Origin of the sequence: Cupriavidus sp. HMR-1 (assembly GCF_000319775.1) — a bacterium.
Lineage (GTDB): Bacteria > Pseudomonadota > Gammaproteobacteria > Burkholderiales > Burkholderiaceae > Cupriavidus > Cupriavidus metallidurans.
This window is the reverse complement of the sequence record NZ_ANKP01000116.1, coordinates 1-14,417: the sequence shown is the minus strand read 5'-3', so window position 1 is coordinate 14,417 and position 14,417 is coordinate 1. Positions and strand designations below refer to the sequence as shown.

14 protein-coding genes are annotated in these 14,417 nt (G+C 59.2%); 11 read left to right on the top strand and 3 right to left on the bottom strand.

The window, feature by feature from the left end; all coding sequences use genetic code 11:
- Both D769_RS32540 and D769_RS32350 read left to right on the top strand, forming a co-directional pair.
- On the top strand, positions 1-185 hold a 185-nt coding region (locus D769_RS32540; protein ID WP_206537001.1), incomplete at its 5' end, for a hypothetical protein.
- Positions 186-687: 502 nt separating this feature from the next.
- Positions 688-864 carry a hypothetical protein gene (locus D769_RS32350; RefSeq protein WP_004635326.1) on the top strand — a complete coding sequence of 59 codons (177 nt, stop codon included), beginning with the start codon at positions 688-690 and terminating at the stop codon, positions 862-864.
- A 603-nt stretch (positions 865-1,467) separates the two neighbouring features.
- Here the strand turns inward: D769_RS32350 and D769_RS15740 are convergent.
- Positions 1,468-1,926 carry an MgtC/SapB family protein gene (locus tag D769_RS15740; RefSeq protein WP_004635330.1) on the bottom strand — a complete coding sequence of 153 codons (459 nt, stop codon included), beginning with the start codon at positions 1,924-1,926 and terminating at the stop codon, positions 1,468-1,470.
- Positions 1,927-2,175: 249 nt separating this feature from the next.
- Between D769_RS15740 and czcN the strand changes: the two genes are divergently transcribed.
- From czcN to czcE, 9 genes are all read left to right on the top strand, one after another.
- Complete coding sequence (czcN, locus tag D769_RS15735) at positions 2,176-2,826, top strand: heavy metal efflux RND transporter CzcN (protein WP_020206397.1); 651 nt, start codon at positions 2,176-2,178, stop codon at positions 2,824-2,826.
- Positions 2,827-3,140: 314 nt separating this feature from the next.
- The gene (gene czcI / locus D769_RS31855; protein ID WP_152415006.1) at positions 3,141-3,488 is read left to right on the top strand and encodes a CDF family cobalt-zinc-cadmium transporter CzcI; all 348 of its coding nucleotides are present in this window, start codon (positions 3,141-3,143) and stop codon (positions 3,486-3,488) included.
- A gap of 75 nt (positions 3,489-3,563) precedes the next feature.
- Positions 3,564-4,820: a heavy metal efflux RND transporter CzcC gene (czcC, locus tag D769_RS15720; protein ID WP_024570390.1), complete on the top strand. Its 1,257-nt coding sequence runs from the start codon at positions 3,564-3,566 to the stop codon at positions 4,818-4,820.
- 17 nt (positions 4,821-4,837) lie between these two features.
- Positions 4,838-6,400, top strand: a complete 1,563-nt coding sequence (czcB, locus tag D769_RS15715) for a heavy metal efflux RND transporter CzcB (RefSeq protein WP_004635340.1) — start codon at positions 4,838-4,840, stop codon at positions 6,398-6,400.
- 16 nt (positions 6,401-6,416) lie between these two features.
- Entirely contained in the window at positions 6,417-9,608 is a 3,192-nt protein-coding gene (gene czcA, locus D769_RS15710) for a heavy metal efflux RND transporter CzcA (RefSeq protein WP_004635342.1), read from the top strand.
- 50 nt (positions 9,609-9,658) lie between these two features.
- Positions 9,659-10,609 carry a cation diffusion facilitator family transporter gene (locus D769_RS15705; RefSeq protein WP_004635344.1) on the top strand — a complete coding sequence of 317 codons (951 nt, stop codon included), beginning with the start codon at positions 9,659-9,661 and terminating at the stop codon, positions 10,607-10,609.
- Position 10,610: 1 nt separating this feature from the next.
- On the top strand, positions 10,611-11,288 hold the full coding sequence (gene czcR, locus D769_RS15700) for a heavy metal homeostasis two-component system response regulator CzcR (protein WP_008646724.1): 678 nt from the start codon (positions 10,611-10,613) through the stop codon (positions 11,286-11,288).
- A 4-nt stretch (positions 11,289-11,292) separates the two neighbouring features.
- Positions 11,293-12,723, top strand: coding sequence for a sensor histidine kinase CzcS (czcS, locus tag D769_RS15695; protein ID WP_011229349.1), 1,431 nt, complete (start codon positions 11,293-11,295; stop codon positions 12,721-12,723).
- A 108-nt stretch (positions 12,724-12,831) separates the two neighbouring features.
- On the top strand, positions 12,832-13,233 hold the full coding sequence (gene czcE / locus D769_RS15690) for a copper-binding periplasmic protein CzcE (protein WP_011514820.1): 402 nt from the start codon (positions 12,832-12,834) through the stop codon (positions 13,231-13,233).
- A gap of 298 nt (positions 13,234-13,531) precedes the next feature.
- Here czcE and D769_RS15685 read toward each other — a convergent pair whose 3' ends face one another.
- Both D769_RS15685 and D769_RS15680 read right to left on the bottom strand, forming a co-directional pair.
- Positions 13,532-13,810 carry a hypothetical protein gene (locus D769_RS15685; RefSeq protein WP_008646716.1) on the bottom strand — a complete coding sequence of 93 codons (279 nt, stop codon included), beginning with the start codon at positions 13,808-13,810 and terminating at the stop codon, positions 13,532-13,534.
- Positions 13,811-13,992: 182 nt separating this feature from the next.
- Positions 13,993-14,417 (bottom strand): porin (locus D769_RS15680; RefSeq protein WP_008646711.1); only part of this gene is annotated, 425 nt, incomplete at its 5' end.

Here is a 14,417-nt window from a genome sequence, read left to right as displayed (position 1 = left end):
GCCGTGGGCGGCGCCGCGTCGCCGGCCTCGGTGAGCATGGCCAGCACGGTGGCGCGGATCTGGTCGGGGGTGGCGGCGAGGCGGGGCATGGCAGTTTCCGGAGGCGCATTTCAGCCTATCTTACGCACATACCTAACGTTAGAAAAGCCATTTATGTGTTGCTTGGGAAAACCAAAGACGGATAAATCTAGTTATCTTGCGGAAACAATGGCTTCCAGCCACAGGGCGCGCTTGGCCGCGCGGCGGGGGCGGTCAACGTTCCAAAACCAAGGGGAAAAGGACCAGTCAGCAAGTGACTGATTTGACTAGGGTTTTAGGGTGGGCATCACCCTGGAACCCGCATGGCTGCTACGGGTGGCTACCCCGGTAAATTGCGGCGAAATCAAGGGGACCCCTGATCCAGACATTCGTCTATTCGCTGGCCTGGCCGCATATCCAGTGGGCGGCGATGCTGGTGGTGCGGCTGCGCCCGGGTGCGGGTAACTAGTCGCTGGACGAACTGTAGGGGGCGAGCACTAACCGTCTCGCGCGGCGGCTTGCGAACCATAGGTCGGCCCGCGGCCGGAAAAATGCTTGACCTTCCCTGCCGTGGGAACGTCCATATTAACCATGGGGGACAGAAGCCCCTGCGGCGTGGCAGGACCAAGTCGGCAGAGAGCATCGGATTTTCCGCCGGAGGTTAGTCAAATGGGCGTTCCGGGGCGCACGTTGTATGAAGAGGTCTTTGCGGTGTTCGAAAGGGCATGCCAGGAAAGCGATTTCGAGCTGGCCGAGGACCTCCTGCTCGCCCTAGAAGCGATGGATCGCCGGCAGGAAGCTCATCGGCAACTCGACCGCGCCTACCTGCTGCTAGCCGATCTCTGAGAACGGGAGTCCCCCGACTTTGGTTTCTACCTGCTTGCCATCGGCTGGCCAATGCCCCTGGGGACAGCAGTGGTCCTCTTCCATGCCTTAGCGTGCAATATTTTCCGTTTTCTGAAGTGACCCCTTCTTTACGGAGTCCCGCGTATACCAGTCGTTCTTCTCGACAACCGGCTCTTTGCGATAGTGCCGCATGACCCGAAGAAAGCACTCGAGAGGCTGTTCCTTCTTTCGTAACCATCGGGCCTAACGTCGTCGGAGACAATTGCACGTTCCGGCTAATTCGAGAAACATCGTCTATTTTGCAGAAAGCGGCCGCTAACCGATCGAGCGGGGGAGTATCCGAAGGTCTTGCGAGCGCCGAGGCAATTTCTTCCATGTGCGCCGGGCTGCAAGGAAACTCATGTCGATCGGACAGTGCGCTCACTTTGGCTTGCAGAGCCGGGTTCGTGCCCTCGTGAAGGTACGCAAACAGGTTGTAATCCAGGTAAATTCTCATGCGATGGAGTTTGCGTATTGTTAAGCGCGCTCATACGTTTGGGAAATGCTGGCCGAACCTGAAGTTGGCGCATTCGCGCTGCACGTGGCTTGGGAGCAGTGGGAGTCTTACTTCTTCGACATTTGAAGGATTCTGAGCACGATGAGTGCGAAGGCAGTCGCGACGATGGCCGTCACCGCATGGCCCATGCCGGCGGCCACGCCGATCGCGGCAGCAATCCAGATGCTCGCGGCAGTTGTGAGCCCCCTGACGTGTGTCTCATTGTCCGGCTTCAGGATCGCCCCTGCACAAAGGAATCCGATGCCTGACGTGAGACCCTGAAGCACGCGGCTCATGTCGGCAAGCTGCACGCCCGCCTGGAGGGGAACCACGACAAAAACGCATGCCCCCAGCGCGACGAGCATGTGAGTGCGCACGCCTGCGGATTTTCCCGAGCTCTCCCGCTCGTACCCCAGCAAGCCCCCCAAAACGATAGAGACGGTCATTCGAACGACGGCACGTACTGCCTCGGCAGCATTAGCGAGATCGGAGAATTCCGAGCTCAATGTGCGGATGATGTCGTTCATTGCGGAGCGTCTCTGGGTGTGTCCTGAAAATGGCCAAGACAGTCTATGTCGCAGAAGATGACTGTCAGATTGCCGAGCTATGACACAACCGGATTCGCTGGCCGGGGGGCAAGATTAACAACGTATTACATTTCGGCAATAAAGCCTGACAACGGAAGGGCAACCTTAGAATGCCGGCCATTAGTGCTCGTTTTCGCGCCAGTGTGTCCACTCGAAGTGCGCGACATTCTCCTCCAGCCCCCGAACCGCATGACCGATTCTTCAATCTCCCCGTCCCAACCCGCTGGTCTCTCGAGGGCGCTGGACAATTTCCTGACACGCCACCGCATCGGCGTTTGGCGTGTTGTCGTAACGTTTGTCCTGGCAAGTCTGGTCTTTGGCCATTCTCGCTGGGACGGTACCTGGGTGTCGCCGCTGCTGCTGACGCTGGGGATGTTGGGGGTGAGCCTGGCCACGGTCGGGCGGCTCTGGTGCGCGTTGTACATTTCCGGGCGCAAGAACAATACCTTGGTGACCTCGGGTCCATATTCACTGTGTCGCCATCCGCTCTATGTCTGCAACTTGCTAGGCATTATCGGACTAGGGGCGATGACCGAGTCGCTGGCGGTTACCGCAGTCCTGGCGCTCGCATTTGCGCTGATGTACCCGGCTGTCATCCGGACGGAAGACCGCTTTCTGGCTTCCGCCTTCCCGGAATTCGCCGAATACGCACGCCGTACACCAGCGTTCTTTCCCCGTCTGTCGCTGTATAGGGGGGAGTCGACATGGACGGTCCATGTGTCTTCCTTTCAACGCAATATTGCGGACTCGGTCTGGTTTCTCGGCCTGTCGGTGGTCGTGGAGTCGTTTGATTTGTTCCATGACGCCGGCGTCCTCCGGGCGGTCGTGACGCTTGCCTGATGCGGGCAACTCCGCATACACGTACAGCCATGCACTACGCTCACGTCTCCGATTCTGTTGTCGAGAGCATGCTCGTGATGCTGGTCGGCCTGATCGTCCTGTATGTGGGGTTCGCTGTCTATTTGCGGTGGAAGCATGGGCCCGCCCCCAAGCGTAAGACTGATGAGGGGCGAAAGCGGCACCCCAAAACGAGCAGGCGAAAGCGATAATCGTAATCTGCTCTTAATGCTGGTGATCGAGGATTCATGTAAACTTCGGCGACGGCCCAGCCGTTAGTACTTCAACCCCAAGCCCCCCGCACAGTCTCCCAAGGAATGCGACGTTTCGTTCTGATCTTCGTGCTGCTCATTTTGCCGTTCCAGTTTTCCTGGGCGGCAGCGGCACGCTATTGTCAGCACGAGAAAGCCACGGCCACTTGGCACCTTGGGCACCACGAGCATCGTCATCAGCAGCCGGAAGGTAAAACGGATGCCGAGAAAAAGCCATTCGTGGATACAGACTGCGGGGTATGCCATCTGGTCTCCCTCCCGTTCGTCTATGGACAGACGCAGGACGTGTTGATAGCGAATCGGGTAGAAGTGACCGATACTGAACATGCGTCCGAGTTCTCGTCTCTGAATGCCAGGGCTCCCGACCGTCCTCAGTGGCAGCGTCTCGCTTGATCGGCGAGACGACGACTCTTTTTCTCCTTTCGTCTCTCGCCGAATTCTCCTGGTCACATACCTTGGTGCAATTCGATGCGAAGACTATTTCTGCCGCTCGGGCTGGCGGTAGCATTTCTCAGCCCAAACTTTGCCGTAGCGCAATCTGACACCGGCACGTCCATGGTGCCCGTCTTCCCAAGGGAAGCGGCGGGACCGTTGACCCTCGAGGCCGCGTTGTCGCTGGCGGCAGGAAGCAATTTCAACCTGTCCGCCGCCGCCAAGGAACTCGATTCCACAGAAGGTGGGATCATGCAGGCCCGGGTTATTCCGAACCCGGAACTCCAGACGCTGGTCGAGGACACGCGGAAATCCACCCGTACATCCACCGCCCAGATGAATATCCCCATCGAACTGGGCGGCAAGCGCTCGGCTCGTATCAATGCCGCGGAAAGGACGCGCGAACTGGCGCAGGCAACGCTGGCTGGCGTTCGCGGTGACATTCGGGCGCAGGTAATCGAGAGCTTTTTTTCCGTCTTGATCGCACAGGAACGCGTCAAGCTGGCAACTGGCTCCGCGGATATCGCTGCGAGGGGCGCGCAAGCCGCTTCACGCCGCGTCGCGGCCGGCAAGATCTCCCCGGTTGACGAAACTAAGGCACGTGTCGAACAGGCCAACGCCGAACTTGAATTGGCCGAAGCAACGGCGAGCCTGCAGTCCGCCCGTCAGGCGTTGACGGCGTTGTGGGGCAATGCATCGCCGCAGTTTGCCGAAGCACAGGGCAATCTGGACGCGCTGCCATCCAGGCCGGCGCCTGAACTCCTTCAGAAGGAGCTGGAAAACTCACCGCTGGTGGCCGCAAGCCGCGCTGAACTTGACCGCCGCCAGGCATTGGTGGGCGTTGAGCGCAGCCGCCAGTATCCGGATCTGACAGTCAGTCTGGGTGCCAAGCGAGATACAGAAGCCAACCGCAACATGGCGGTGATCGGTGTGGCGATCCCGTTGCCGATTTTTGACCGGAATCAGGGCAACTTGTATTCGGCCATTCGCCAGGCGGACAAGGCCCAGGATGAATATCTGGCCAATCGCATCAGCCTGACCCGAAATCTCCTGATGGCATCGAACCAGCTGTCGGTATCGCGCGCCTCGGCACAAACGCTGAAGCAGACCGTCTTGCCAGGCGCCGAGCAAGCCTTCAACGCGGCGACCATTGGCTTCGAGGCCGGCAAGTTCAATTATCTGGACGTCCTGGATGCCCAGCGCACGCTGTTCCAGGCACGCATCCGCTATCTCGGCGTGCTTGGACAAACCTATCAGGCGGCGACCACGATCGATCGCATTCTGGGACGTTAAGACGGGATTCATAAAACATGGCTATTTCGAACAAACAAAAGGCTGCCATTGCGGCCATCGTACTGGTGGGCGGCGTCGCGACTGGTGGCGTTCTGCTGAGCGGGCGCTCTGCGCCGGAAGAGCAGGGTGGGCACTCGGAATCCAAGGGGCATGGCGACACCGAGCACCATGGCAAGCAGGCGGCGGAAGCCGACCACAAGGATGACAAGTCACACGGCGACGGCGAGCATCACGAGGTCAAGAAGGGCCCCAATGGTGGCGCGCTCTTTTCGCGTGATGGCTATGACGTCGAAATTGGCACGGCCGAATCCAAGGGCGAGGCCCGTATTCGGCTCTGGGTTAGCAAGTCTGGGAAGGCGGTGGCAAATGGCGTGGCAGCGACAGGCCAGCTCGTGCGGGCTACGGGCGAGTCTCAAGCGCTCAAGTTCGTGGTGTCTGGCGACGCGCTGGAAAGCCAACAGCCAGTTGCCGAGCCCCATGTCTTTGACGTGACCGCAAATGTGACCTTGCCCGGTTCGTCTTCGCCACTCGCCGTGCGGCTCTCGAAAGAGGAAGGCAAGATTGAGTTGACAGCGGACCAGCTGGCCAAGACAGGGGTAGTGGTTCAAACCGCGGGCTCGGCAAAGGTCCAGGCTGGCGTCCAGTTCCCCGGCGAAATCCGTTTCAACGAAGACAAGACAGCCCACGTGGTGCCGCGACTGGCTGGCGTCGTAGAGAGCGTTCCGGCCAATATTGGGCAACAGGTTAAGAAGGGACAGGTTCTCGCGGTCATCGCGAGCACCGGACTTTCTGACCAGCGCAGCGAACTGCTCGCAGCACAGAAACGTCTGGATCTGGCGCGTGTCACTTATGACCGCGAGAAGAAGCTCTGGGAACAGAAGATCTCTGCGGAGCAAGATTATCTGAGCGCCCGCAACGCGCTGCAGGAAGCGCAGATCAGTGTCCAGAACGCGCAGCAGAAGCTGACCGCCATTGGCGCCAGCAACAGCTCGACGGCACTCAATCGCTACGAGCTGCGCGCACCGTTCGACGGCATGATCGTTGAAAAGCATATCTCGCTTGGGGAAGCGGTGGCGGACAACGCCAACGTGTTCACGCTGTCGGATCTGTCGTCCGTCTGGGCCGAGTTCGTGGTGTCTGCCAAGGATGTCGAGCGGGTGCGCATCGGCGAAAAGGCGTCGATCAATTCGGCATCGTCCGATGTGAAGGCAGATGGCACCGTTTCATACGTGGGTTCGCTGCTGGGCGAGCAGACGCGGACGGCGAAGGCCCGCGTAACATTGACCAATCCACAGATGGCTTGGCGACCGGGTCTCTTCGTCACGGTCGACGTATTCGGTGCTGATGTCGAGGTGCCCGTTGCGGTGAAGACCGAGGCCGTCCAGGACGTCAATGGCGAGAGCGTAGTCTTTGTCGCGGTTCAAGGTGGATTCGTGCCGCAGCCGGTGAAGGTCGGCCGGACAAACGGCAAGGTCATCGAGATTGTCGAGGGCCTGAAGCCGGGCGCACGTTACGCCGCCGCCAACAGTTTTGTTCTGAAGGCCGAACTTGGCAAATCCAGCGCCGAACACGGCCATTGATACGGGGGAAACAGCAATGTTTGAACGTATCATTAGTTTCGCCATCCAGCAGCGATGGCTGGTCCTGCTCGCCGTGTTTGGAATGGCCGGGTTAGGGATTTTCAGCTACAACCGACTACCGATCGACGCGGTCCCTGACATTACCAACGTTCAGGTTCAGGTCAATACCTCGGCACCAGGCTATTCACCGCTCGAAACCGAACAGCGTGTTACGTATCCGATCGAGGTCGTGATGGCCGGCCTGCCGGGACTCGAACAGACGCGTTCCCTGTCCCGCTATGGCTTGTCGCAGGTGACGGTCATCTTCAAGGATGGCACGGACGTCTATTTCGCGCGCCAACTCGTCAACCAGCGCATCCAGGAAGCCAAGGACAATCTGCCTGAAGGCGTTGTGCCGGCGATGGGGCCTATTTCGACCGGCCTCGGGGAGATCTATCTATGGACCGTTGAAGCCGAAGAGGGTGCTCGCAAAGCTGACGGGACTGCCTATACGCCGACAGATTTGCGCGAAATCCAGGATTGGGTGGTACGGCCGCAACTGCGTAACGTGCCCGGTGTCACCGAGATCAATACTATCGGTGGTTTCAACAAGCAGTACCTGGTCGCGCCGAGTCTTGAACGGCTAGCGTCGTACGGGCTGACGCTGACCGACGTCGTCAATGCGCTGAACAAGAACAACGACAACGTGGGTGCGGGCTACATCGAGCGTAGGGGCGAGCAGTATCTGGTTCGTGCGCCGGGTCAGGTTGCGTCCGAAGACGACATCCGCAACATTATTGTCGGTACAGCGCAGGGGCAGCCGATCCGCATTCGCGACATCGGGGATGTGGAGATTGGCAAGGAACTGCGTACCGGTGCGGCAACCGAGAATGGCAAGGAAGTTGTGCTGGGCACGGTATTCATGCTCATCGGCGAAAACAGCCGGGCTGTGTCAAAAGCGGTCGATGAAAAGGTCGCTTCCATTAACCGTACGATGCCGGAAGGTGTGAAGATCGTAACGGTATACGACCGGACACGTCTGGTCGACAAGGCCATTGCGACCGTCAAGAAGAACCTTCTTGAAGGCGCGGTGCTCGTCATCGTAATTCTGTTCCTTTTCCTGGGTAACATCCGCGCGGCGCTGATTACCGCGACGATCATTCCGCTGGCGATGTTGTTCACCTTCACGGGGATGGTGAACTACAAGATCAGTGCGAACCTGATGAGCTTGGGCGCGCTCGACTTCGGCATCATCATCGATGGCGCGGTGGTGATTGTCGAAAACTGTGTGAGGCGACTGGCGCATGCGCAGGAACACCATGGCCGGCCATTGACGCGCTCCGAGCGGTTCCATGAGGTGTTTGCCGCAGCGAAGGAGGCGCGTCGCCCACTGATCTTCGGTCAGCTCATCATTATGATCGTCTACCTGCCGATCTTTGCGCTGACGGGGGTGGAAGGCAAGATGTTCCACCCGATGGCGTTCACGGTCGTCCTGGCGCTGCTGGGCGCGATGATTCTGTCCGTGACGTTCGTTCCGGCTGCGGTCGCCTTGTTCATCGGCGAACGGGTGGCCGAGAAAGAAAATCGTCTCATGCTCTGGGCGAAGCGTCGCTACGAGCCGCTGCTGGAAAAGTCGCTCGCGAACACGGCCGTTGTATTGACGTTTGCCGCGGTGTCAATTGTTCTGTGCGTGGCCATTGCGGCCCGCCTGGGCAGCGAGTTCATCCCCAATCTGAACGAAGGCGACATTGCCATCCAGGCGCTGCGCATTCCTGGCACGAGCCTGTCGCAGTCCGTGGAGATGCAGAAGACGATCGAGACGACCCTCAAGGCAAAATTCCCCGAAATCGAGCGCGTGTTTGCGCGGACAGGTACGGCGGAGATTGCATCCGATCCGATGCCGCCGAATATTTCGGATGGCTACATCATGCTCAAGCCTGAGAAGGATTGGCCAGAGCCGAAGAAAACACATGCCGAACTGCTGTCCGCCATCCAGGAGGAAGCCGGCAAGATCCCCGGGAACAACTACGAGTTCTCCCAACCGATCCAGCTGCGGTTCAACGAGCTGATCTCCGGGGTCCGCTCGGACGTCGCAGTCAAGATCTTCGGCGATGACAACAACGTGCTCAGCGAGACGGCGAAGAAGGTATCGGCCGTGCTGCAGGGCATCCCCGGCGCGCAGGAGGTGAAGGTAGAACAGACCACCGGCTTGCCGATGCTGACGGTCAAGATCGATCGGGAGAAGGCGGCGCGATACGGGCTTAACATGAGCGACGTGCAAGACGCGGTGGCAACGGGCGTCGGAGGCCGTGATTCCGGAACCTTCTTCCAGGGCGATCGTCGTTTCGATATCGTGGTCCGCCTGCCCGAAGCTGTGCGCGGCGAGGTCGAGGCTCTGCGCCGATTGCCGATTCCGTTGCCAAAAGGAGTGGACGCGAGAACGACGTTTATCCCATTGAGCGAGGTGGCGACGCTGGAAATGGCGCCCGGCCCGAACCAGATCTCGCGCGAGAACGGCAAGCGCCGCATCGTGATCAGTGCCAACGTTCGTGGACGTGATATTGGTTCATTCGTGCCCGAGGCGGAAGCGGCTATCCAAAGCCAGGTCAAGATCCCGGCTGGCTACTGGATGACATGGGGTGGCACCTTTGAGCAACTGCAGTCCGCCACCACCCGCCTGCAGGTGGTAGTGCCGGTGGCGCTGTTGCTGGTCTTCGTACTGTTGTTTGCGATGTTCAACAACATCAAGGATGGCTTGCTAGTCTTCACGGGCATTCCCTTTGCGCTGACTGGCGGGATTCTTGCCCTGTGGATACGCGGCATTCCGATGTCCATTACTGCAGCGGTGGGCTTCATCGCGCTGTGCGGGGTGGCGGTGCTCAATGGTCTGGTGATGCTGTCGTTTATCCGATCGCTGCGCGAAGAAGGGCATTCCCTCGACAGCGCGGTCCGAGTTGGCGCCCTGACGCGACTGCGTCCGGTGCTGATGACGGCCCTGGTGGCATCCCTGGGTTTCGTGCCGATGGCCATCGCCACCGGTACGGGCGCTGAGGTGCAACGTCCCCTCGCAACGGTGGTAATCGGTGGCATCTTGTCGTCCACGGCGCTGACCCTACTGGTGTTGCCGGTGCTCTATCGACTTGCTCACCGCAAGGATGAGGACGCGGAAGATACTCGCGAGCCAGTCACTCAGACGCATCAACCGGATCAAGGCCGCCAGCCTGCATGACGTAAATCCTTGGGCGGTCATCGTACCGCCCAATTTTTATAGGAGTTTCTATGGGCGCAGGTCACTCACACGACCATCCCGGTGGCAACGAGCGATCGCTCAAGATCGCCCTTGCGCTGACCGGTACGTTCCTGATTGCCGAAGTGGTCGGTGGTGTCATGACGAAGAGCCTGGCGTTGATCTCCGACGCCGCGCACATGCTCACGGACACCGTCGCACTGGCCATCGCACTGGCTGCTATTGCGATCGCCAAGCGACCCGCGGACAAGAAGCGGACATTTGGCTACTACCGTTTTGAGATTCTTGCCGCGGCCTTTAACGCATTGCTGCTGTTCGGTGTGGCTATCTACATCCTGTACGAAGCCTACCTGCGGCTGAAATCGCCACCTCAGATTGAGTCAACCGGCATGTTCGTCGTGGCTGTGCTGGGCCTGATCATCAATCTCATCAGCATGCGCATGCTGTCCTCCGGGCAAAGCAGCAGCCTGAACGTGAAGGGTGCTTATCTGGAAGTCTGGAGCGATCTGCTCGGGTCGGTTGGCGTCATCGCCGGTGCGATCATCATCCGCTTCACGGGCTGGGCGTGGGTCGACTCCGCCATTGCGGTGCTGATCGGCCTCTGGGTACTGCCTCGCACGTGGATCCTGCTGAAGTCGAGCCTGAATGTGCTGCTCGAAGGCGTACCCGATGACGTGGATCTGGCAGAGGTTGAGAAGCAAATTCTGGCGACGCCCGGGGTAAAAAGCTTCCATGACCTCCACATCTGGGCACTTACCAGCGGCAAGGCGAGCTTGACGGTTCATGTCGTGAATGACACGGCCGTCAACCCGGAAATGGAAGTGCTACCGGAATTGAAGCAGATGCTGGCTGACAAATTCGATATCACGCACGTGACCATTCAGTTCGAACTGGCACCATGCGAACAAGCGGATGCAGCTCAGCATTTCAATGCATCGCCAGCACTGGTCGGATCGAAGTCGCTTGCTGCAGGAGGAAACTAAGGTGCGGGTACTTGTTGTAGAAGACGAACCGCGTACTGCGGAGTATTTGCAGAAGGGATTGTCGGAGTCGGGTTTCGTGGTCGACATCGCGAACAATGGTGGCGATGGGCTCCACATGGCGGAAGAGACCGACTACGACGTCATCATCCTGGACGTCATGCTGCCAGGTATGGACGGGTGGACGGTCATCAAGTCCATTCGATCCAAGTCCGAGACACCCGTACTGTTTCTGACGGCGCTGGATGATGTGGCGGATCGTGTCAGAGGCTTCGAGTTGGGGGCAGACGATTACCTGGTCAAGCCCTTCGCCTTTGCCGAGCTCCTTGCCCGTATCCGGCGTTGCTTGCGCCAAAGCACCTCGAAGGAGTCCGAGCGATTGCGCATTGCCGATCTGGACATCGACGTGCTTGGAAGGCGGGTATTCCGGGGAACTACCCGCATTGAATTGACGAATCAGGAGTTCTCGCTGTTGCACCTGCTCATGCGCCGGAGAGGGGAGGTGCTGTCGCGAACCACGATCGCGTCCCAGGTCTGGGACGTCAACTTCGACACGGATACCAATGTCGTTGACGTCGCGATCCGGCGCCTGAGATCCAAGGTGGATGATCCCTTCGATCAAAAGCTGATCCATACCGTACGGGGAATGGGCTATGTCCTCGACCCAGAGCGCGGCCGGTGACGGAATGAGGCCCGGGACTTCGATAACCCCGCTGTCACTGACGAGGCGGCTTGGGCTCTTCTTTGCATTGGTACTGTCTATCGCGCTGGCCAGCATGGGCGCCTTTGCTTACTACTCGCTCGCCGCGCAACTCGAGGCCAGAGACGATGAGGTTGTAAAGGGAAAACTCGAACAGGTCGAGCATTTCTTGCGCGAGGTGGACGGGGTGCAGGGCGTCCCGGCGGCGCAGCATCGCTTCGATGATCTGGTGCGAGGTTACTCGGACCTCATCGTTCGCGTCACGGCGCTGGATGGCCGGCTTTTGTTTCGCACGGGCAACGATGCATTGCTGGAAGGCACTGACCAAGCGGCGGTCACGGGAAAGTCATCGCTCATGTTCCAGTCCGCCGATGCGGTGTTGGGGCGAGACGGTACGCGGGCGACGGTGTTCGTGGCGAAGTCTGGCGAGGACAGGAAGCAGGTGACTGCGCGATTCCGGACGACGCTCGTGCTTGGTACCACCGTCGGTGTGATATTGACGGCCCTGGTGGGGGCGGCCATTACGCGCCGTGAGCTGGAGCCGGCGCACGTACTTATCAAGCAGATCAACCGGATCAGTGTGGAACGGCTGAGCTACCGGGTGGACATGCCACCCAAGCCCACCGAAGTGCGTGATATCGCCTCTGCGTTCAATGCGATGCTGCAACGCCTCGAGGATGGTTATCAGAAGCTGTCGCGGTTCTCCGCCGATCTTGCCCATGATTTGCGCACGCCGCTTAACAACCTCATTGGACATGCCGAGGTCGCCTTGTCACGAGACCGCACCGGGCCCGAGTATGTCGCCTTGGTGGAGGAAAGCCTGGTCGAATACCAGCGACTTGCGAGGATGATCGATGCGATGTTGTTCCTCGCGCGAGCTGACAGTGCCAATGTGGCGCTCGAGTTGACGGAACTCCAGTTGAATGCAGAACTTCGCAAGTTGTCCGCCTACTTTTCGGTGCTTGCAGAGGAGCGAAGCGTCGTAATCAGGGTAAGCGGGGATGCCACCCTGGTCGCTGATGCCATTCTGTTCCAGCGTGCGATCAACAATGTTCTGTCAAATGCGGTCCGTCATGCGTGGCCGAATTCGATGATAGATCTGGTGGTGCGCCGCGAAGCGGCACATTGTTGCATCGACATCACGAACGTTGGAGACCCAATCCCGGAGCGGGAACTTTCCCTCATCTTTGATCGGTTCTTCCGTGGGGATAGGGCGAGATCCAACTCGTCACAGTCCACGGGGCTGGGCCTGGCCATCGTCCTGTCGATCATGGAGCTCCATGGCGGCGACGCGTCAGCCGTGAGCGGCTTGGATGGGAAGACACGCTTTACATTGCGCTTCCCGCTCAACGGTGCTGAAGCCTCAGCGCGGGTTTCGGTGGGTAGGCCGAGTCAGGACCGACCAGTCGTTGGGTAGAGTGGTGCAATGAGCCCGATTGCCTATTTGTAATCGCCGGGCAAGGCTGCAGCATGCGTACAATTTATACACTCGTTTTCATAGATCAACGAAGTCTCTAGAAAGGAGATGACTATGAAAACGAAGAAACACGCCTTGCTGTTTGCGGCGTTGCTGTTGGGTGGGATGTCGGCTTCGTATGCTTTGGAAATGACCGGGTTGAAACCGGGCGTGCCTGCGTCGACGGCGACGGCGCAGGCGATGGCGAAGCGTCACGCGACCTTGTATGGCGATCCAGCCGGCCAATCTCAGGCCAGTCGCATTATCGACGTGAAGCCAGGGATGCGGTATGTCAACGTGGACTCTGGCGAGACGGTGGCGTTTCGGGCCGGCGAGAAGATCGTCGCATGGACCTTCGCCCAGATGGTCAGGGATACGAGTGTGGACCTTGGCTTGTTGATGCCGGATCTGCCGGGTAGCGCTGGCGTGCGCGTCTATATTGATAGAAGCGACCTCTTCACAGGTGGCTGAACGTTGCTGAACCGGTGAACTACAGGCCCCGCACAATGCGGGGCCTTTTTCATCGTCATTGGCGTCGGTTCTGCCGCTTAGCAATACACGAGGCGATGGGAAGTTGTAGCACGCGCCACCGCATCATGAACGGCACCGGATTGACGCCGATGGAGGGAAAAAAAGCTTGCCCTCCGGGGAGGGCAAGCTTCGGAAGCTTTCGCCATCGGGATAAAGCGAAAGAGCACCAAGAGCCAAGCAACTGACGGGTGCCTGGCTCCCCCACAGAGGTCGGTCTGAGTTTCAGGGACGGCTTGCGTCAAATTCCGCGTGCGCCATCGGTGAACACATCACGCGGCCCAATACGCGAGCCGTCGGTAAATACGTCACGCTGGCCGAGGCGTGCGCCGTCGGTGAACACGTCGCGCTTGTCGATGCGTGCACCGCCGGCGTAAATGTCGTTGACTGCGGCGCGTCCGCCGTCGGTGTAGGGGTCGCGGGGACGGTGGATCTGGCCATCAGGGGTAGCAGCGATGGCGGAGCCGGCGGCAGCAATCGTGAGGGCAGCAGCAATCAGGGCAGTGTGAATCGTCTTCATGGAATCTCTCCGGAGTCAATGTTTGTGAGTCTCTAATCGCTCACCGTGTTCACAGTCTAGCTACCGGACCTGCTCCACTGAATTACCCGCGTATTACGATCCTGTCATAAAAAAATGCCTCCCGGTTGGGAGGCACAAACTCTCTTGAATTAACAAGAAAGTGTCGATTCTTTTGAGCTCGCTCAGAACTTGTGGCGTACGCCTACGACGACGCCGGTCTGATCCTTGCCAGGGACAACGTTGGTCGGGCTGCCGGTCGTCGAGTTGTAGCCGTTCATGCCCAGCTGCGAGTTGCCGCGGTTCAGTGCATAACCGACGTTCATATACACATCGGTACGCTTCGAGAAAGCGTAATCTGCCGAGGCAACGAACAGGAACGGGTCTGCGCCAGAATTGCGGCTGTCCGTGTAGTAGGCGGCGCCGGTCAGCGTCAGTGCGGGCGTCAGGCCATAGCGCAGGCCGGCCCAGTAAATGTTAGAACCGTTCGTCGGCAGCGCACCGACATTGCCGTTGTACCAGCGATAACCAATAAATGCCTTAGCCGGTCCGAAAGCGTAGCTCGCGCCAATTAGAGCGCGGCGGTCCTTGCGGTCGGCCGTGGCGACGG